Source organism: Enterovibrio sp. QJM3NY_24, assembly GCF_057786035.1.
On record NZ_CM173519.1, the window covers coordinates 1,722,000 to 1,741,658 of the forward strand.

Below are 19,659 nucleotides of genomic sequence, written 5' to 3' on the forward strand. Positions count from 1 at the left end.
TAATAGTATTAATAATTAGACACTTCATGTGAGTAACGGCATGTAGTCTTGTTTGCGCATGCTGTATGAATTTCTGTATTAAATTACTGTTTGCATGTAAAAGGATCTATTGAACTGGATCCATAAGTTTTTGGAAGTGATTTGGAAGTTACTGAAGGATATATATATGAGTAATAAGCAGAAAGCTAAACCACGTATAGTCATCAAACCTAAAAAAGATCGCCCAGTTTTAATGGCGTGTTGTAGTGGTCAACTCATTCCGGACAGTAAATTAGGCTGATTTTCAGCTTTCGCAGGTGGAAGACCACCGTTATAACTATGCGGTCTCTTCCAGTTGTAATAGCTCATCAGGTAATGGCTGATATCTTTGGATGCCTCAGCAAAAGATGCATAGCCTGTTGCTGGTATCCATTCAGATTTTAGACTTCTAAATAGCCTTTCCATTGGAGCGTTGTCCCAGCAGTTGCCACGGCGACTCATGCTTTGTGTCATCCGATACCGCCACAGGTGTTGTCGAAACTGGCGACTGCTGTATTGGGAGCCTTGATCCGAATGGAACATCACGCCACTTGGTTTTCCTCGTTGCTCATACGCCATCGACAACGCTTTTGTCACCAATGCCGCATCAGGACTGTCAGACATGGCCCAACCGACAACCCGTCTGCGATACAGATCAATGACAACGGCAAGATAGCACCAACGATGACCCGCCCATATATAGGTAATATCGCCGCACCATACTTGATTTGGGGCGTCGACAGTGAACTGACGATCAAGCTGATTGGGAATATCAGGCCGTTCAACCGTAGCTTGCTTATAGTTATGTGAACCGGGTTGCTTGCTGATGAGTTGTGCCTCTTTCATCAATCGGCGAACCTTGAATCGTCCAATCTTATGTCCGATTTCACACATCATGCCGACCAGAGTGCGACTACCCGCAGAGCTTCTGCTCAGCGTAAACAGTCGGTTGATCTCGCTACGAAGATGCAAACGTTCAGCATCAATATCATGGCGTCGTTGGCAGTGCTCATAGTAAGTCGACGTGGCGATATCGAACACAGTACAGACCAATTCTACCGGTTCTTGCTCTCTCAATTGGTCTATCAGCGCGTACGTTCGAGTTCGTCCGACATCAAGAGAGCAGTAGCCTTTTTTAGAATAGATTTTTCTCGTTCAAGTCGATGGATCCTTGCCTCTAACTCTTGGATTTTCTGCTGCTCTGGCGTTAAGGCTTTGGAAACTGGCGTACTACCGCCGCGCTCTTGTTCAAGTTGTGTGACCCAGCGTCTGAGTCCCGTTTCACCGACGTTTAATGAGCGGCTAGCCTCAGCAATTGAATACCCTTGGTCAAGTACCAAACAGGCTGCTTCTAGTTTAAATTCAGCGGAGAATGAACGACGTTGTCTTGTCATGGAACACCTCTTTCTTTAGTGGTGACTTTACCACCTTAAATGGTGTCCGGGATCATTAAACCACTACATGTCATCTATAGGTTGAAAAACTCCAAAACTCTAGCCCTTATCTAAAGGGCTATTAATTGATTATTATCAAGGAGTGACCAAGATGATCGATGCAAATACATGTATCAGTCTACACATGACCCTACCTGATGGCGGTAATTGTTTTCATGCCATGAACACTGAGTTCGAACTTGAATTTGAAGGGATAGATTCTGAGGTTCTTCATCAATTACTATCGGAATTTGATGGTAATAAAAGTATTCGAACCATCGCAAAAAACTTTTCTGAATTAGGTGAAGAGACCATTGTTGATATGGTACAAAGTTTGGATGATTCAAAGCTTGTGAGTTCATGTAATTCAGCGAGTCAATATGTTAGCGGTATTGAAGCGCTAATGGAAATTGAAGACATACAATCTAAATTGCTTTATGAAACGCTTTATAATAATCCTTTCTGGAAAGCTTGTTTAAACCCAGAGAATGTACCTGTTAGTATTTTTCACGGTATGGCAGTTGAAAATTACCACTTTTTATATAGAGAGAGTTGGTTTGATTCCCCTGTTCTTTCATATCAGGGAAGTACAAAAGCGAGATTGTTGATCAATGAGTTTTACGCTGAGGAATATGGGCATGATGAATTAATCCTCAAAGCTTTAAACGAATTAGGCTGCACAAGAAGTGACTTGGCGGAAACGATTCCACTTCCAGAGACATTGGCCCTTTGCAATGCGCTCGCGCATTGGGCATCCAATGACCCTCTCTTTTTCTTTACAACGCTGGGAGTATTGGAAGGGAAGGATATAAAAATTGATTCGTATGTTCTAGCAATGGAATCAAGACCTGATATTCCAGAGGGTTTTATTAAGTCGATTAGAGATCATGCTCTTATAAATTTAAATGGGGAGCATGGTGCCTTGACGAGAGAAATATTCAAAGAGATACCGCTTGTCACGCAAGAAGACATGATCCGTTTTCGCAGAGAAACACATCTTTTTGTGGAACTATACGATGATTTTCATTCTGCGGTTTGGAAATATTACTCTGATCCAAATATGCCACTACTTCGTCGACTTTCTGAGGTTTAATCCTGAGGTACATAATTCATGAACATGTCTGATAGCCTGTTTGACACGCCAATTTTCCGAAAGGGTGTATCTATTACCAAGAGTGAAGATACAGTACATATAAACTACAGAGATCAAGGATGTGAAATCTCTACTTCTGATTTTGTAGAACTTCCCAATGTCTTGGCTGATTTATCGGAAGGAGTGATTGCAGAGAGAGAATTGCCTGCAAAGTATCCGGCGTTGTCATCCCATATACCTGATCTTATTAGAGAACTTGACAGGTTGTCGCTATTGACCGAAGCCGTACCGACGTTGCCAGATAAGGTAATGTCGGGAATGGAGTTTGTTAAAGACCTGCAACGCATGGTTACAGCGTTGATGAATAAAAAGGGTAATTCTGTACTTTATGACCGCATGGTTTCCGAGCAAGTCACTAAACAGGAACTTGTCGGGTACGCACTCGAATACTTCCACATTGTCAGGAATGCTCCTATGGCTTTAGGGCCTGCACTTTCAAAGCAATGTCCAAATAGCACACGGCGTGCTCTCATGGAGCTATTTATCGATGAACATGACCACGATCAACTTTTATATAGCACAGCAGCTTCAATCGGGATTACGAAAAATCAGCTTGATGCAACAGCGCCGCTTCCTGCAACTTTTGCGTTGTACAGTACTTTAGAGACGTTAGCAAGGCAGCACTTTCTCAGTTTTTGTTCATGCCTTTTTCTATTTGAAGAACCATATCCAAGTTTTAACAGTGCATTTGTCGACTCATGTCATCGATTGGGGTTGCCGGAAACGTTTTTCGAACCCATTGCTCGCCATGCGGATATCAATGAGTCCGGTGAGCACCAAAATATTACAGAAGAACTGCTGGAACCCTATACGGCAATATCTCATCATGAACAGAATGTAATTAAGATAAATATCCATGCACTAGTGGAAACGATGTATTGGCAAGATCGTCAAATTTCTGAATATTACTCAAATACCGAAAACACGCTTAGAATATTTTCATGAAAATTCAGTGAAGAGGATAAGTGCTTTGGAAAGTTGGTCAATACATCAATACGAAAACCCCTATTTAGATGCGGAAGTTTCCTCACAAGGTGAGTGTTTTGAAATAACAAGCCAAGGTGAGTCATTCGAAATTCAAGCATCGAGTTTAGATGGATGTGATATTTTAAGGCTAATTAATCCACGTGATGAATGTTGGCAGCTGCTATTAAGTGGGAAAAAAGAAAGCGAACTGGGTGACCTCGTTGAACAAATGGATGAGCTGGGGATTATTCGAGAAGAGAACCAATCACTCGACCACTTGCAGACGTTTAGACGACGTGTTGACAGTCTTGTTTTTGAAGCATTAGAGATATTAAATCAGCATGATGAAGAGATAGATGAAAAGATACTTGAATCAATATGGATAGATCTGAACAACGTTAGAAAAGGAGAGTTTTCCTCTAATGAAGTCGTCAATGAGCGTAATTTTTACCTGGCGATTCTGAAGGGGCTATTTTGCTCCTGGAAGTACTCTAATTCGTTTGTGTTGGAGGTGGTATCTCGAATCCTCGATGAAGTTTTAAATAAAGATGTCGGGAATCATACTTTAGAAATTGGATTCGTCTTTAAAGAACAATTTAAAGAAATTCAGGAGTGTGTGACGAGTTTTGTTTGGTGCGTATGTCGTTCTCAGGGTAAGGATAGCGAACGGCATTTTTTCCGAGAGGACATCCTGATTGAATTTGCTGACACGGGTTTGAATCTCGGTATAACATCTGAAAAGTTAGCTAGAGATTGCCTTGCTGCCGTGAGTAGCTCTCCCTATATGGAAGCTCTGTATCAACCTGAATATCAGGCAGTACTCGCTCGGGCGACTTACATCCAAGAGTATTTTATTAATGAACGCTTTGTGGAAATAATTGCACCGGCGATCGCCAAGAAACTCCCTCTTCCCTTAAAAGCACTGTTTAGACGTTACTACGCGGAAGAGATAGGGCATGAGGCCTTCGAAAGGCAAACTTGCATCACGCTTGGCGTAAATTGCACAGATCTGGATAGCATGATCCCCCTTCCTTTGACTCAGGCGTTTTGTGATGTGTTCACGTGGCTGGCTAATGAGGAGGTATTGGCTTATTTCCTTTCGATTGTGATCACTGAAGGTTTGCCCGGTGAGAAGAACATCATTAATAGCGTATTGGCCAGTTCGTCTATTTTTCCGGATGATGTAAATCGGGCATCGCTTGAACACGAAGATTTAAACGATGAACTGAATCATCAAATGATCTCTCGTTTAGTGTTGTCTCAAATTGGCTACGTATCGGAAGCAGAACAAGAGAGAGCCATCAAGCTCTTCCTCCTTGTACTCGAGTTAAACTGCAGAGCATGGGATGAGCTTTATAGACACCATGTCGAGGAAAAACGTCCTTTATGCCCGATGTCAATGCGTGCGTTTTTTACCACTGAGAATTAGTCGTATGCAGAGGTTTATTCAAGAATACAGGAACTGTGTTAATCCTTACTGGGTAGGTGCTCTGGAAGCGTTAGATCACTGTCCTGTTTTTAATGAGGCGAAAGGAAGCTATTTAACCGATGACAAAGGTGATACATGGCTCGATTTCGTTATGGGGTACGGCTCTGCACTTTTAGGACATAACCCTCAAGAGATTCGGGCGAATTTTCTCGAGGACATTTGCAAAGATTTACCCATAATCACGCCTTTCGGTATAGCCCCAGGCAGTGCCGCCTTATGTTCCAAAGTGATTGAGAAAAGCGCGTTGCATAATCACCAATGTTGGATCATGACCACAGGCGCAGAAGCGATTGAGTGTGCGGTGAAGGTCGCTCAAGTTAGCACGCAGCGAAGTAACCTGCTGTGCAATCGCACCGGGTTTCATGGTTTGAGCATCCACAATGTGAACCTGACAGGCAACGCGCATTGGCGGCAGGGGTTACCCAATTTTGTGTGTGATCACATTGATTATACCCACTGCGGTGATTTGGCACTGACGTTAGAAAAAATTTCCACGAGAAAATTTGCTGCTTATGTCACAGAACCTATAGAGGGGATGGGAGGAGGACAGTACTGGAGTGCAGAGCAGATAGAAAAAATTAAATCCGCCTGTGAGCAAGCAGGTACGCGTTTAATTGTCGATGAAGTCATGACCGGTGTTTGGCGAACCGGACGTTTCCTTGCAAGCCAATCTCTCAACTGGTCAATCGAACCTGACCATCTTGTACTTTCTAAAAATCTCACCGCTGGTTTTAGCCCTCTGTCTATTTTGCTTTCTTCTTCGTCCGAATATCGCCACTTTTTTGGAAGGGCAGGTTTTGAGAAAGCTCATGGTTCCACCTTTTGTGGGAACAGTATTGCGGTTAGCAGTGCATTAAGTCTAATGACGTATATGGAAGAGCACGATGTGCTTTCTAAGGGATTAACGACACATCACTATTTGGCAGAGAAACTCAAAGCGTTAAAAAAGAACTATCCGCACATGATAGAGAGCACCGCCTCTTTTGGGGCTTTGCATTACATTTCAGTCAAAGGCGCTGATTCTGACGTATTAGCCTATTACCTATTTAATTTTCTTTTTTGCAATCGCGTGCTTGTCAACATGTGTGCAAATTGCCCCAACACCTTAAAGCTCACACCGCCACTGACACTCACTTTGGAACACGTGGATACTTTTCTGTCTTTGTTTGAATCGGCTTTGGAGGCTCTCGTTGAAACCTTTCCTCACACTTAACGATACGTCTTGCCACCATGTTATTTTGCTCGCTCCAACGGATGACTATTTTTTATTAGTTCAAAACCTTGGCTATTCAGTCACGGTGATTCAAGAAGAACACCGAATTACATCCACCCAAAAAGCAATACTTGCTGAAGGCAATGTTTGCGCATTTTCAGACATAGAAGCACTTCTTTTTCTTTCCAGTCGAATTGATCAGTTTAAGAAGGTAGATGCCGTATTAACGTTTACCGAATATGGGACCTTGCCTGCCGCTCTCATTTCAACGTTTCTTAACGGCCTTGTTGATCAAATCGTTAAGCTAACGAATTGATCCTATTTGATTTTAACGGCCTAACCAGTTGGTTTTCTAACAGGCATACCGAGTCTTATGACTTTGTTCATTGCCTTGACGTTCGCTAACGCTTCTCCGACTTGTGCGTTGTAATCTCTTAACGTCAATTTTGGACTGAGTAACTGCTTATAGCGGTACATCGCCGTTTCTGACAATGACCGTTTGTGATAACCACTTTCTTGTTTCCACGTGGCGAGATCACCCGATTTTAAGGCGCTTACAGCTATGTTTCGAGGATGCCCTTCCTCCCAAAAACCTGCGTTACTTCTCGGAGGAATGGTGGGTGTTATCCCCTTATTTTTCAATACACGATGGCACGCTTTAGTATCATAAGCACCGTCAGCGCTCACTTGTTGAACCTTTCGACGAAGCGGATTCAACAACGTCGGTAAGACTTCATTATCACCAACACTATCCAAGCTCACTTCAGCAGCAATGGTCTCGTGCGTAGCGGCATCAATAGCGAGGTGCAACTTACGCCATACTCGGCGTTTTTCTTTACCATGCTTACGCATTTTCCATTCACCTTCCCCATACACTTTTAGACCAGTGGCATCGATGACGACATGAGCGATAGGCCCACGGCTTGGAGAACGATAGTGAACTTCGACGGTCTTTGCTCGCTTGCTAATACAGCTATAAGAAGGAGACGTCAGTGGAACATCCATGAGCACAAACAGCGAGTTAATGAATCCTTCGAGTGCTCGCAAAGGGAGCTTGAAAACTCCTTTGATCATCAATGCCGTCTCGATCGATGCATCACTGAATTGAAAACCCCGACCGCGCTTCCCATGGTGTTTATTGCAGCGCCAAGATTTGATGGCAGCAGCATCAATCCAAAAGGTGACCGAGCCACGATTTTTCAGGGCTTGGTTGTATTCTTTCCAGTTGCTGATCTTGTGCTTGGATTTGCCCATCATCATCTACCTGTTTGAGGTCCTGATGATCTGATCGCGGCTATTGGGATTAGTTCAATGATTTAGGAAACAACGCCTTTCTTAACTGCAAAGGCCCAGCACTTCAAGAGGCTATGTTGACACGCAACAAAATAATGATGCGTGAACACTTAGCAGGAACGAGTCTGGGGACTGTTTCTTTCCTTGTATGTTCGACCAAAGCAGAGCTTCAGGCCTTCTTTGCTAACCACAAAGATGGCGTGATAGTGAAGCCTATCAATGGTACGGGTAGTCAGGATGTGCTTCATGTTACACATCTTGATCAGATTAACAGTGTCGCTTTCCCTGTTCTTGCAGAAGCCTTTATAGATGGTGATGAATATAGCTGCGAATGCCTAAGTTATGATGGTGAGCACCATGTTATTGCTATCACAAAGAAATTTGTTGGTGGCAGTACAGGCCTTGTTGAAATAGGCCATCAAGTACCCGGCATCGATCATACTGATACAAAAGTGAAGGTGGGTGATTTTGTTCAAGAAGTGCTGTCCGAGCTGGGGATTTGTAATGGAGCAAGTCATACCGAATTGAAAATAGATGCAGATGGTAAGTGCCACTTAATAGAAACACATGTGCGTCCGGGAGGAGACAGAATATGGGAGTTAGTCGATCTCGCAACGCAAGTTAATCAAATTGTTGCGACGGCACGCTGGTTTGTTGAAGGAAAAAAAACGTTACCTCATACCCAAGACAAATACCACGTTGCGATTCATTATTTAAACTTTAAACCGGGGTTGGTGATTGCCGCAAATCACACGTTGGATAGTGTTTCAGAAGTATTTCGATATCAGTTTAACGTTAAAGAAGGCACGACAATTAAGGCATTTAGTCACTCTCAAGAACGTCATGGATTTTTTATAATTCGAGCAGATAGCAAAGATACGCTTAGAAAGCTTAAGTCTAAAGCTGAGCAATCAATAAATGTGGTGATTGAGTGAAGATGCTGTCTGAAATAAAGGAGCTTCCATTAGAAGCTAAATGCATATTTCTTCTGCAGTTTATTGTGTGTGTCGGCTCTTTTATTGTTATCCCTTTTTTGGCAATTTATTTGGTTGAGGTCATCAGAATTGGAATAGAGTCTGTTGGTGTTTTGTTTGCCATTAAACTTATCAGCCAGCGCGGGTTTATGTACTTTGGTGGTGTATGGAGTGATAAGTACGGGCCCTTGCCCATTATGCTATTCGCTTTACTCGTGCGTATTTTAAGCTATTTGGGCTTTTTGTACTCTACTACGCATTTGGGAGTTTTTACTTCTATGGTCTTGTTGGGTATCAGTTCTGCGTTATTTGTGCCGTCAGCCAAGGCCCTTATTTCTGAGTATTCCACCACAGAGAATGCAGTGTTACTTTTTTCTGTTCGCAGTGCAGTGAATAATTTAGGTGTCGCTATTGGCGGGGTTGCTGGTGGTTTTCTCATTGATTTATCAGCTTTCTTTGTGTTTTTTGTTTCCTCTGCTATTCATGTCCTTTGTATACCAATACTTGTTTTTATCTACCTAAAGAGAAAGAATGTAATAATTCCGGATAAAAAACAGGAAGAAAAAAAGCTGCTCACTGCTAATATTAAGGATCTTTTAAGAAATAAGCAGTATGTTTATATTGGTTCTGTCTATTTTGCGTTCAGTGTTATTTATGTGCAGCTAGAAATGAGCTTGCCTATGTATGCATCGGAGTTATATTCAAAGCAAGCAGTTAGTATGCTGTTTGTTATCAACTCAGTCGTTGTTTTGTTACTGCAAATTCCCATCAATATATACTTATCTAAACGTACCACATTTATCGGTGTCATTAAGGTGGGATTCCTTTCTTCAAGTATTGCTTTTGCAGGTTTGTTTTTTTCTCCGCCACTGTTTGTTTTTCTAATCATGATTATGATTTATACCATCGGAGAGATAACGATAGACCCCAATATCGATGCACAGGTAAAGCAAAGCGTTGATGGCAACAGTTTAGGAAGTGCGTACGGCCTACTCGGCATTTTCTCGTTGCTTGGAAGCGGTGTTGGCAGTATTGCAGGTGGATACTTATATGGTCTGAATACGCAATTACTCTGGGGCACATGCAGCATATTGTCTCTCTTAACTGTGATTTTTCTGTCATTGAGTTCTAGAAAGGCCGTACAAAGTACACATTCATAAAGAGTACAACTGAATGAGAAACACGCCGATTATAGTCACTGGTTTCTACCGGTCTGGGACAACACTGTTGAGACGGTTGCTTGACGCTCACAGCCGCATTTACTGTGGACCTCAGATAAAGTTTTTTTCAAATGTATTTGGAGATAGCTTTGATGATCCGTTAGCGAGTAATCGACTTTTTCGCACGTTGGAAGATCAGGGATTGGCTACGCAGGAATTTCTTCCATTTTGGGGAGAGGCGCTGCTTAAAACCTATGATTTGTTGTGCAAAAAATACCAAAAGCAGCGTTGGGCGGACAAAAACCCTGACTCAATTCGTTATCTCCCTCAATGGGATGATCTTCTCGGGAGAGACTGCTACGACATTGTTTACATCCAACGACACCCTGTAGATACATTGGCTTCTTTGGCCGAAATTGAGTTCAAACACAGTGTTCCAGAATCATTTGATGCAAAGATGGAATGGTACATGACTGATCTGAAGACCATCATAGAGCGCCTTCAAAATGGTTCGAACATACATGTCATCAGGTATGAAGATCTCGTGTTTGATCCAAAGGCAAACCTCACAAGGCTCATGCACTCAATCGGTGAGAGTTTTGAAGATTGCATGTTAAATAGTTGGCAATCTTCTGAGCGAAGACGAGGCATCGAAGACCCAATGATTGACACAAGGAAGATCATTGATGCGGATAGCGTAGGAAGGGGATATGACATGCTCTATGAAGAGGTCATTGATGAAATTGAAGAGAGGGTTCTTCCTCTGTGCAATACTCTTTTGGACTGCGCTTCGCTCAGAACTTACTGAAGCTTCTACTACGGTTTTTAAGTGAAATGGAATTCAACATTGATACGAATAAGGAGGTGGCCATGAAATGGCAAAAAGATGCACTTGAGATAGACACCAACATCGAGAGGTTAAATGTTTCTTTGATCCATCAGTTTCTATGTGAAGAATCAAGATGGGCCAAAGGTATCCCTCTCCAAACGGTAGAAAAATCGCTCTCGCGCTCAGTCAACTTTGGTATCTATAGTCAGAATCGACAAATTGGCTTTGCCAGAGTGATCTCCGACTGTGCAACGTTTGCAAATCTGGTTGATGTTTTTGTGTTGCCTGATTACCGCCACCAAGGTATAGCGACCTGGTTGCTTAACTGCATTGTTGAACACCCAGATCTACAAGGGTTAAGACGGTGGACCTTGGCAGCCACGCCTGAAGGCCAAAACCTGTACAGAAAAATTGGGTTCGCCGAACTTTCTAAGCCAGAGATTTTTATGGAGCGTTTTTTCCCTTCAATTTATCAGTAATAGAGTGCAAACGTGCCTCAGCCATCGGTGTATGATGAATTGAACCTCTTTTCTGTTTTTAAGCCCCATTTGAAAGAATTCACCAGCGCAATCATTGGCCGAGCTGGTGGATTTCATCAATTGTTTAAGTAACGCGCTATCAAATGCTGCTTAAAGTATTCGGGATTCAGCGGTTCACCCGTCGCTTGAATTACGAGTTCTTCAGTAGACAGCGTTGAGCCTTTCGACCAAACATTTGCTTCGAGCCAAGCACTCATCGGCGCGAAGTTGAGGGTCTTTAAACATGTATCGACATCAACGGTTTTACGCATTGCAGCCATGAATTGCGCGGCATACATAGCACCTAGTGTGTAGCTTGGAAAATATCCGAAACTTCCGTCGGTCCAGTGAATATCCTGCATGCAGCCGTTGGTGTATTCGCCGTCAGTTGATAAGCCCAAGTATTCCTGCATTTTCTCATTCCACAGGGTGGGAATATCGTCAACTTCGATCTTGCCTTCTATTAGGTCGCGCTCAATTTCAAAGCGAAGAATGACGTGTGCTGGGTAGGTCACTTCGTCTGCATCAACACGGATATAGCCAGGTCGGACGCGCTGGTAGAGGGCGTTGATGTTTTCTCTGCCAAATGCAGCGTCGTCTTGTTTGTCGAAGGCTTCTGCGGATAGTGTGGCGAGGTGGTCAACGAACAGTGAGTTTCTGCCTAGCTGCATTTCAAAGAACAAGCTTTGGCTTTCATGGATGCCCATTGAACGGGCTTCGCCTGCTGGGAACCCGTGATAGGCTTTCGGTAGGCCTTGCTCGTAACGGGCATGTCCGGTTTCATGAACCACGCCCATTATCGCAGACGTGAAATCTTGCTCGTCGTAACGGGTGGTAATACGAACATCTGAAGGTACGCCCCCGCAGAACGGGTGAACACTGACATCGAGTCGTCCGTGATTGAAATTAAATCCGAGGATTTCCATCATCTGCTTGCCGAGAGCTGCTTGTTTGTCGGTGTCAAAAGGGCCTTTTGGCTCGGTGATTACCGTCGATTTTTGCTTTTCGAGCACTTTCTGAATCAGGTTTGGCAGCCATGATTTAAGATCGCTAAACAGTATGTCGAGTTTTTCGGTGGTCATGCCAGGTTCATAAAGGTCGAGCATGGCGTCATAAGGGCGGACACCCGTTTGAATGGCGCGGGTATTAGCTTCTTCTCGAGACGCCTCTACGACTTTTTTCAGGTTCTCTGCGAATCCAGACCAATCATTTTTGCCGCGTTGGCTGCGCCATTCATGTTCGCACTTTGAACCAAGCAGAGATTTCTTCTCAACCAGCTCTGACGGTAATTGCGTGGCTTGAGTCCAAGCGCGTTTAATTTCACGAAGGTTAGTTCGTTGTTCGTTAGTGAGTGACGTATCACTTTCTGCTGTTGTTATCCATTCACCCATGCGTGAGTCTGTAAGTGTTTCGTGGCAAAGCACAGCGAGGTCGCTCATGGCTTTTGAGCGTGCGTCGTTGCCGCCGTCTGGCATCATCGTAGCTTGGTCCCAGCCGCAAATCGCGGCTAAATGCGAATAGCTGGAGAGCTTTTGAAACTGTTTTTCGATTTTTTCTATCGCTTTCATAGTGTTATTCCATCTCGTATCTCAACCGTGAGCTGTGAATGATTCCATTCTTACCATTTCAACATGGTAGGCTCATCAGGACGATGATAATGCTGTTGTCGGGCGTTGTTATTCTTGAGCTTAAATTTTTCGATGATGATGACGCAATCAAACGTTATCTGGTTGAAAAAGCGTCGATTGAGAGGGCGCTTGAGGTGTTTTACTCTTGTTTAGTGCCAAGCGATGTCCTCGTTCGTTTGACATTAGCACGCGTTTGTCGAGTATTCTGTAGGAAATACAAAGAAGAAGTGGGTTTATGTACATTTTTGGTTATGGCAGTTTGATTAATGACGAATCTAGACGATTGACGGGTGAGACTGGGAAAGCGTTTCCAGCGCTGGTGTCTGGCTTGCAACGTCATTGGAGTAAAGTGAGTACAGCCAAGATGTCTCCACTTGTTGTTCGTGAAGGGAGTGGTTATTGCAATGGCGTATTGATTCACATTGACGACTCGGCGCTCGATGTTTTTGATATTCGTGAGGCAGGTTACAAGCGGATATTGTTAGACAGTGAACGCGTTAAGGTATTGGACGATGCGTTTGTTATTGGTGGGCCTGTTTATGTATACGTGACAGAAGAGGTGATTACGCCGTGTACCGTTCAGCCAGTGGTGCAGAGTTACGTTGATACTGTGATGGCAGGTTGCCTGCGGTACTCTGCGGATTTCGCCCAGACATTTGTTACAACCACCCACGGTTGGCAATATCCCCGTTTGAATGATCGTTCTCGTCCGCTTTATCAGCGCGTTGCGGGTGTGCGAAGCGAAGATCGTCCGGTTATTGATGCTTTGCTTGTTGGCTGGGAACCAACTGCTGGCGTTTGATTCTGACCACATGAACTAAAAAAGCCACGTCATTACAACGTGGCTCTGGTCATTGGCGTGTCATCACTCGGTGTGATTACTCTTCGTAAAAAAACTCAGGTGATTCAATTTCAACGCGGCGGTTTTTAGCACGGCCTTCTGAAGAGTCGTTAGACGCTACAGGATCGCTTTCGCCTGCACCAACAACGCTCAGACGGTCTGCACTGATGCCATTATCGACGAAGTAGTTCGCAACAGTCTGTGCGCGTTCTTCTGACAACGTTTGGTTGAATGCTTCTGAACCGACACTGTCAGTGTGACCGACGATGATAGCCGTTGAGGTATCAAAATCTTGTAGGCGTTTAAGCATCGGGCCTAGTTGCTGTGAAGCACCATCTGACAAGGTTGCTTTACCAAACGCAAACAGTTCTACGTCATCGGCTTCAGAGAAAACGTATCTCTTAGGCTCTGCGACTGTTTCAACAATAACAACTTCTTCGACTACCATGACAACTGGTTCTGGCTCAGAGGTACGACCGAAGTGGAACGTCAAACCAGCACTGATCAGGTGATTGTCGGCGTTGAAGTAACCTTCATCCATGTCGTGGATGTATTGGTATTCAAGTCGAACATTAACCAGATCGCTTGCACGGTGATCAAGACCTACTGCACCTAGCAGAGAAATATCGTCTTGGTCGCCTGCGTTGCTGTTCCAATCCCACCAAGCGGCACCAATTTTACCGTAAAGCTCAGTTTGGTCAGTAATACCGAAGCCCAGTTTTGGCGCCAAGGTCAATGCGGTCAGATCACCACTAATAGCGCCAGGTGTTGGGCTATAGCTTGCGTCGAAGTGACCTAGGTAATCATAGGTTGATTCAATTGAGAAACCGTTACCGAAGTCGTAACCACCAATCAAGCCGCCGCCGACTTCGTTGTCGTCACAACTGCCAACTTGGCAAGCGTCTGAAAGTGTTGAAGAACCGACGCGAGCACCGAGGTAAAAGTTTGAATCATCTTGAGCGTATACACTTGCCAATGGACTTATGGCCACAATCAATCCAAGGCTTATCACTGCTTTTTTCATTTGTTTTCTCCATTCCTTCTAGAGAGGGTTTGGTAAGAGAGACTTCAGTACTACGTAACAAGTCACCACCACAAGTTTGCTTTTCGCAAATCTTCTCAACCACCAACTGATGTGGTGATTTAATAAGCTAGGCTAGGCGGGGAAAGCGCGCAATACAATAGGCAGGACAGAAATTCAGGCTTTTTTAATACAACACTGTTCAAAAAAAGAGGTTTTTTGTTAGATTATTGTTAATTCAGTGGCTTGCGTGAAATTAACAGGGGATATATGGAGGGTAAGTGACGTTGTCGCAGTGTTGGGATTAAATGAAAAAGCGCCTAATAGAGGCGCTTTGCTGCTTGTTTGCCAGATACTGGGCGGCTGACGGAAATCTGTTTTCCTTTTTTCATGCCTTTCTCATAATCGTCTGTGATCCCCTTCATCGCATCTCTCAATTGTTGCTTAAAGGTTTCACGGTCGATGTTCTTGAACTGGCTGTCGATATAGTCTTTGATTTTTTTGTCTGCATCGCCATCAGGCGCGATGTTAGGCAGTTTTGCTAATGCGCCATCAAGCCAGCCAAACGTGAACGAACCAATTCTGCGAGTGATCTCTGTTTGCGAGGTGCCTGAACCTTGGAAGCTATTGCGGAATTGACCAATGTGTTCATTCATTTCACGATAGACAATATCAAACGCGAAGGCGGCGAAAATGGCGCGATCGGCATCGCCAATGAATTCCGCTTTTTTAAGCCCTTTGTGATTCGTTAGTACACATTCGACGCCAAAGCGGGTATTAATACCTCGAATTATTTTGAGAACAGCGTCGCTGATCGAGGTGGGTAGCAGGGTGGCTGATGTGGTTTTTCCCATACGGATGAAATCAATATCGTCTTGATCCAAGCCGTATTTCTTCATCAGGCTCTGTGCCATTTTTATCGCTGCGGCAGCTTCATTGATGTTGGATGAGTTACTCAACTCCAAACATTTTGCAATCTTCTTAAGCGCTTTGCGTTTAGCGTCAGACATTCACTTCACCACTAAAAATCAGGAGCGATATTTTACCTTCTCAACGTCGAATTTCCAAACGACATTGTTGAGATATTGCCCATTATATTCATTCTATGAGTCTTGACAAAGTTCAACATACCAAACAAAAAATCTGATTTTTCTCAAAGGTGTGAAAGATATGTAGAAGCTACACGGTCAATATTGGCACGTGTCACTACAGTGAATGGAACTATGTTGCGAGCAGAATCTTTTTCTATTAAAAACATAACAATGGCGATTCTCGCGTTGATTTTCTTCGCAGCAAACTCTGTGCTTTGCCGTATGGCCTTGTCTGACACGGATATCGATCCCGCTTCATTTACTTCAATCCGGCTGGTTTCTGGTGCCGCGATGTTGTTTTTGCTTTCTTCTTTAGTCACAGCAAAGCGCAAAACGCCGGAAGACAATTGCCAATTGCTCCATAGTGCGATTGAGCATTGGTTAGCGGCAGCGATGCTGTTTCTGTACGCCGCCACGTTTTCGTTTGCTTACCTCTACCTTGATACCGGAATGGGGGCACTTATCTTGTTTGCCTTTGTTCAATTAACCATGTTTGCTTACGGTCACTATCGCGAAGGTGGCGCAAGTGGCATGGAATACATTGGTGCGTTAACGGCCATTTGTGGTTTGGGCTACCTTGTTTCACCTGGTGTAAATTCTCCAAATGTGTGGGGATGTATATTGATGGCGATTTCAGGTGTGGCGTGGGGCGCGTATAGCGTGCTGGGTAAAGAAATGAAAGTGCCACAACTCAAAGCTAACTGTATTAACTTTAGACTAAGTCTTTTCTTTGTTATTCCATTTTTCTTACTCAATATTCCAATGAATACGCTTTCTCAAGAGGGTGTTTGGCTGGCCATTGCTTCTGGTGCGGTTGCTTCCGCGATTGGCTACGCCATATGGTACGGCGTGATACAGCACTTTAAAGCGACACAAGCAGGGGTGATGCAGCTGTCAGTTCCTGTGATGGCAGCATTTGCGGGGCACCTTTTGATGTCTGAGTCTATTTCGATGCGAATGATGATTTCTGCGTCTGTGATATTACTTGGTATTGCAGTGACGTTCGTTGGCAGGGATAGAAAACAGTCGCCAGTGACTTAGGTCAGAATGAGTACCGCTTAGGTCTGGTTGAAACGAAGCGTAACGCTCTAAGCATCGGTTCAGTGCTTTTCTCTTGTTTACATCGACCCTAGCACATAGCGCCTAACACACGACACCTCACTATTTGTGTAAAGCGCCGAGCCATGTCCTTATTCGTCGTCACTGTTCACCATGCGCTAAATGAAGCGGCATTGTCTTGATTCATTAGCTTTGTGGGTATTAACACTTCTGCGCTATCGACTTTATGTTCATCGAGCCATTTATCAGCGATTTTGACAGCTTCGCGACTCATGGCATCTGGAAACTGAGTTGCTGTGCCTATCCAGCCTTTTCGCCTTTGAAGTAGGGCATCACGTCCAGCAGGGCTTCCATCTACAGACATGATCAGCGCGTTGGCGTTGGCTTGTACGATGGCTTGCTCTGCGCCAAGAGCTGTCGGGTCGTTAATCGCAAATACGCCATCAATCCCTGAGTATGCTTGTAATGCATACGCCATGCTCTCCAATCCGCCTTCAATACTTGCCGTGCCGTTCAATTGATCACTGATGAGCACTATCTTGGGAAAGTGCACCAGCGCTTGTTTGCATCCGGTCACACGCTCGATGACAGAAGAAACTTGGGGTCCGTTAATGATGAGTACATTTCCCTGGGCATTCAGTGATTCTGCTAACCCCTTGCAAGCAATGCGTCCGGCCTGAACATTGTCAGTCGTAATGGTCGCAGTTGCTCCTTTGGCGCGCACATCAATAGCAAAAATGGGTGTTCCATGTGTCACGATACGTTCAACCGTAGGGCCGATTCTGTGTTCGTCGGACGCAACGAGGAAAATAACGTCAACCTTTTCGGCGACAAATTCTTCAAGCTGTCTCACTTGGCGAGGGTGATCATAAGCGCTGGAACGAACCAGTAGGCGAACATCATCGCCAAACGTTATTTGTAGTTCATCGCGAAGGCTTCGCACCATGGTGACAAAGTAGGGGTTGGTGAGATCTGACACGCTGACACCTGCCGTGATGGCTGCCTGAGACCATGAAGGAAACAAGCAGACGAGGTAAAGTGTCAGGGCATTCAGTGTTTTCATGCTTGGGCTTCTGCTTGCTCTGAAGTACCAGACTCTGAAGTGCCGGGCTCCATGGCGCCCGTCATGATGGCAACAGCATCTGACATGGTGTGGGTGCTGGGTGAGATAATATCCACACGTTGACCCAAGCGATGAATATGAACCCGATCGGCCACTTCAAATACATGAGGCATGTTATGGCTGATCAGTACCACTGGCATGCCGCGATTTCTCACCTCAAGGATCAAATCGAGTACTTTCCGTGACTCTTTAACGCCAAGTGCCGCGGTGGGCTCATCCATGATCACAACTTTAGACCCAAATAACGCTGAGCGAGCGACCGCTACCCCTTGGCGTTGACCGCCTGATAGGGTTTCGACGGCCTGCGTAATATCTTGAATGGTCATTAATCCTAATTCAGTGAGTTTCTCTTTGGCTTTGTCTCGCATGGCTTTTTTGTCCAGCATACGAAACCATTTACCGCGCCAGTCATTGTGTCTTATCTCCCTGCCCAAAAACAGGTTATCAGCAATGTTTAGAGCAGGGGCAACAGCAAGGTTTTGGTATACGGTTTCAATACCTGCTTCTCGCGCTTGCATCGGGTTGTTGAAATTCACGCGCTTACCGTGAAGGGTAATTACTCCTGCATCGGGGATCAGTGCGCCAGAAAGTGCTTTGATTAAGCTAGATTTTCCCGCGCCGTTGTCTCCAATGACGGCGAGTATCTCACCTGGCATTAAGTCGAAATCTGCACCGTCTAGCGCGGTGACTCGCCCATAGCGTTTAACCAATCCTCGCGCTTGTAGAACAGGTACTTGGTTTGACTCACTCATGACGATACCCTCCGCAGCCATTGGTCGATACTGACCGCAACAATGATTAATACGCCGACAGTAAACTCCTGCCACAACACGTCTACGCCCATTAGCGCAAGGCCATTTCGGAATATTCCCACGATCAGGGCGCCGATAAGTGTGCCAAAAATGGAGCCACGCCCGCCGAAAAGACTGGTGCCACCGATGACCACTGCGGTTATGGAATCGAGATTGGCGGTATAGCCTGCTTGCGGGCTGACAGAGCCGATGCGACCGATTAATACCCACGCGGCTAAGGCACAAACTACGCCCGCGGTGATATACACCGACAGCAGAATTCGTTTAGTTCTAATGCCTGCGAGGCGCGCTGCATCAGGATCATCGCCTGTGGCATAAACATGTCGACCCCAAGCCGTCCAATTGAGTGCATACCAAAACACGATGAACAAAACGAACATAAATAGGGAACTGTAGGCGATGCGAGCGCCAAACACTTCGACGGTATTACCAAGCCACTGTAACAGCGGCGCTTGCTGGTCGATGACTTGAGAACGAATGGTTTGACTGTTTGAATACCACAGATTAAGAGCAAAAAAGATGTTCCAAGTCCCCAAGGTCGCAATGAACGGGGGAAGCTTGATTTTTGCCACCAATAGGCCATTTATTAGGCCTGCCAACGCGCCCACAAGCAGCCCGGCAAAGAGCGCGACAGGGGCGGGCAGCCCAAAGTCGATAGCAAATCGGCCCATTACAACAGAGGTCAGCACCATAATAGCACCGACAGAAAGATCTATACCTGCCGTTAAAATAATCAGCGTTTGGGCAATACCAATCACGCCAATAATCGTCACTTGCTGGAGCACTAATGACAGGTTGAACGGATGGAAAAATCTATCGCCAACCAAGGTAGAGAAAAAAGCGACCGCAAGTATCAGCACCAGGCAGGGTACTGCTGTGGGGTGATTGTGAAGATAAAGCTGAATGCGCTGAACGAGACTAAAGGTTTCGTTCGAAAGCTGGTCACCCGCGAGCCTGTTGCCGCTAGGTGAGGGATTTTGTGGTGATGACATTACGCGCTCCCGAGTGCGTCCGTGCTCGCAAGAAAGTGAGAGAGGG

General features: G+C 44.9%; 19 protein-coding genes. 11 read left to right on the plus strand and 8 right to left on the minus strand.

The window, feature by feature from the left end:
* Positions 1-249: 249 nt before the first annotated feature.
* Positions 250-1,412, minus strand: a protein-coding gene (locus tag AC3CIC_RS07580; protein ID WP_488514316.1) for an IS3 family transposase whose coding sequence is annotated in 2 segments (ribosomal slippage) — positions 250-1,157 and positions 1,157-1,412 — 1,164 coding nt in all. Because the reading frame shifts where the segments join, the coding sequence is not laid out codon by codon here.
* 151 nt (positions 1,413-1,563) lie between these two features.
* On the opposite strand from AC3CIC_RS07580, the gene AC3CIC_RS07585 reads away from it, so the two are divergent.
* Genes AC3CIC_RS07585 through AC3CIC_RS07605 form a run of 5 tightly spaced genes read left to right on the plus strand, consistent with a single transcriptional unit; the run spans position 1,564 to position 6,588 of the window.
* Entirely contained in the window at positions 1,564-2,544 is a 981-nt protein-coding gene (locus AC3CIC_RS07585) for a thiaminase II/PqqC family protein (RefSeq protein WP_488515810.1), read from the plus strand.
* A gap of 18 nt (positions 2,545-2,562) precedes the next feature.
* Entirely contained in the window at positions 2,563-3,549 is a 987-nt protein-coding gene (locus AC3CIC_RS07590) for an iron-containing redox enzyme family protein (protein WP_488515811.1), read from the plus strand.
* A 25-nt stretch (positions 3,550-3,574) separates the two neighbouring features.
* A complete protein-coding gene (locus tag AC3CIC_RS07595; RefSeq protein WP_488515812.1) occupies positions 3,575-4,999 on the plus strand; it encodes a hypothetical protein in 1,425 nt (474 codons plus the stop codon).
* 4 nt (positions 5,000-5,003) lie between these two features.
* The gene (locus AC3CIC_RS07600; RefSeq protein ID WP_488515813.1) at positions 5,004-6,272 is read left to right on the plus strand and encodes an aminotransferase class III-fold pyridoxal phosphate-dependent enzyme; all 1,269 of its coding nucleotides are present in this window, start codon (positions 5,004-5,006) and stop codon (positions 6,270-6,272) included.
* Entirely contained in the window at positions 6,250-6,588 is a 339-nt protein-coding gene (locus tag AC3CIC_RS07605; protein ID WP_488515814.1) for a hypothetical protein, read from the plus strand. The genes AC3CIC_RS07600 and AC3CIC_RS07605 overlap by 23 nt, the downstream gene beginning before the upstream one ends.
* Positions 6,589-6,608: 20 nt before the next feature.
* Here the strand turns inward: AC3CIC_RS07605 and AC3CIC_RS07610 are convergent, their stop codons facing one another.
* Positions 6,609-7,526 (minus strand): IS5 family transposase, encoded by a 918-nt coding sequence (locus tag AC3CIC_RS07610; RefSeq protein ID WP_488515890.1) that lies wholly within the window; start codon positions 7,524-7,526, stop codon positions 6,609-6,611.
* A gap of 113 nt (positions 7,527-7,639) precedes the next feature.
* Here AC3CIC_RS07610 and AC3CIC_RS07615 point away from each other — a divergent pair, with 113 nt between their 5' ends.
* From AC3CIC_RS07615 to AC3CIC_RS07630, 4 genes are all read left to right on the plus strand, one after another.
* Positions 7,640-8,500, plus strand: coding sequence for an ATP-grasp domain-containing protein (locus AC3CIC_RS07615; RefSeq protein ID WP_488515815.1), 861 nt, complete (start codon positions 7,640-7,642; stop codon positions 8,498-8,500).
* Between the two features lie 2 nt (positions 8,501-8,502).
* Positions 8,503-9,699 carry an MFS transporter gene (locus tag AC3CIC_RS07620; protein ID WP_488515891.1) on the plus strand — a complete coding sequence of 399 codons (1,197 nt, stop codon included), beginning with the start codon at positions 8,503-8,505 and terminating at the stop codon, positions 9,697-9,699.
* A gap of 13 nt (positions 9,700-9,712) precedes the next feature.
* Positions 9,713-10,507, plus strand: a complete 795-nt coding sequence (locus AC3CIC_RS07625) for a sulfotransferase family protein (protein WP_488515816.1) — start codon at positions 9,713-9,715, stop codon at positions 10,505-10,507.
* Between the two features lie 62 nt (positions 10,508-10,569).
* Positions 10,570-11,007 (plus strand): GNAT family N-acetyltransferase, encoded by a 438-nt coding sequence (locus AC3CIC_RS07630; RefSeq protein WP_488515817.1) that lies wholly within the window; start codon positions 10,570-10,572, stop codon positions 11,005-11,007.
* A gap of 116 nt (positions 11,008-11,123) precedes the next feature.
* Here the strand turns inward: AC3CIC_RS07630 and AC3CIC_RS07635 are convergent, their stop codons facing one another.
* Positions 11,124-12,614 (minus strand): carboxypeptidase M32, encoded by a 1,491-nt coding sequence (locus AC3CIC_RS07635; protein WP_488515818.1) that lies wholly within the window; start codon positions 12,612-12,614, stop codon positions 11,124-11,126.
* A gap of 295 nt (positions 12,615-12,909) precedes the next feature.
* On the opposite strand from AC3CIC_RS07635, the gene AC3CIC_RS07640 reads away from it, so the two are divergent.
* The gene (locus tag AC3CIC_RS07640) at positions 12,910-13,476 is read left to right on the plus strand and encodes a gamma-glutamylcyclotransferase family protein (protein WP_488515819.1); all 567 of its coding nucleotides are present in this window, start codon (positions 12,910-12,912) and stop codon (positions 13,474-13,476) included.
* A gap of 76 nt (positions 13,477-13,552) precedes the next feature.
* Here AC3CIC_RS07640 and AC3CIC_RS07645 read toward each other — a convergent pair whose 3' ends face one another.
* Positions 13,553-14,539, minus strand: coding sequence for an OmpA family protein (locus AC3CIC_RS07645; RefSeq protein WP_488515820.1), 987 nt, complete (start codon positions 14,537-14,539; stop codon positions 13,553-13,555).
* Between the two features lie 317 nt (positions 14,540-14,856).
* Positions 14,857-15,546, minus strand: a complete 690-nt coding sequence (locus AC3CIC_RS07650; RefSeq protein ID WP_488515821.1) for a DUF2786 domain-containing protein — start codon at positions 15,544-15,546, stop codon at positions 14,857-14,859.
* A 213-nt stretch (positions 15,547-15,759) separates the two neighbouring features.
* Here AC3CIC_RS07650 and AC3CIC_RS07655 point away from each other — a divergent pair, with 213 nt between their 5' ends.
* Entirely contained in the window at positions 15,760-16,668 is a 909-nt protein-coding gene (locus AC3CIC_RS07655) for a DMT family transporter (protein WP_488515822.1), read from the plus strand.
* 166 nt (positions 16,669-16,834) lie between these two features.
* On the opposite strand, the gene AC3CIC_RS07660 is transcribed toward AC3CIC_RS07655, so the two are convergent.
* Genes AC3CIC_RS07660 through AC3CIC_RS07670 form a run of 3 tightly spaced genes read right to left on the minus strand, consistent with a single transcriptional unit; the run spans position 16,835 to position 19,613 of the window.
* Positions 16,835-17,749 (minus strand): substrate-binding domain-containing protein, encoded by a 915-nt coding sequence (locus tag AC3CIC_RS07660; RefSeq protein WP_488515823.1) that lies wholly within the window; start codon positions 17,747-17,749, stop codon positions 16,835-16,837.
* Complete coding sequence (locus AC3CIC_RS07665; protein ID WP_488515824.1) at positions 17,746-18,561, minus strand: ATP-binding cassette domain-containing protein; 816 nt, start codon at positions 18,559-18,561, stop codon at positions 17,746-17,748. Before AC3CIC_RS07665 ends, AC3CIC_RS07660 begins: the two co-directional genes overlap by 4 nt.
* Positions 18,558-19,613, minus strand: coding sequence for an ABC transporter permease (locus AC3CIC_RS07670; RefSeq protein WP_016962228.1), 1,056 nt, complete (start codon positions 19,611-19,613; stop codon positions 18,558-18,560). Before AC3CIC_RS07670 ends, AC3CIC_RS07665 begins: the two co-directional genes overlap by 4 nt.
* Between the last annotated feature and the right edge of the window lie 46 nt (positions 19,614-19,659).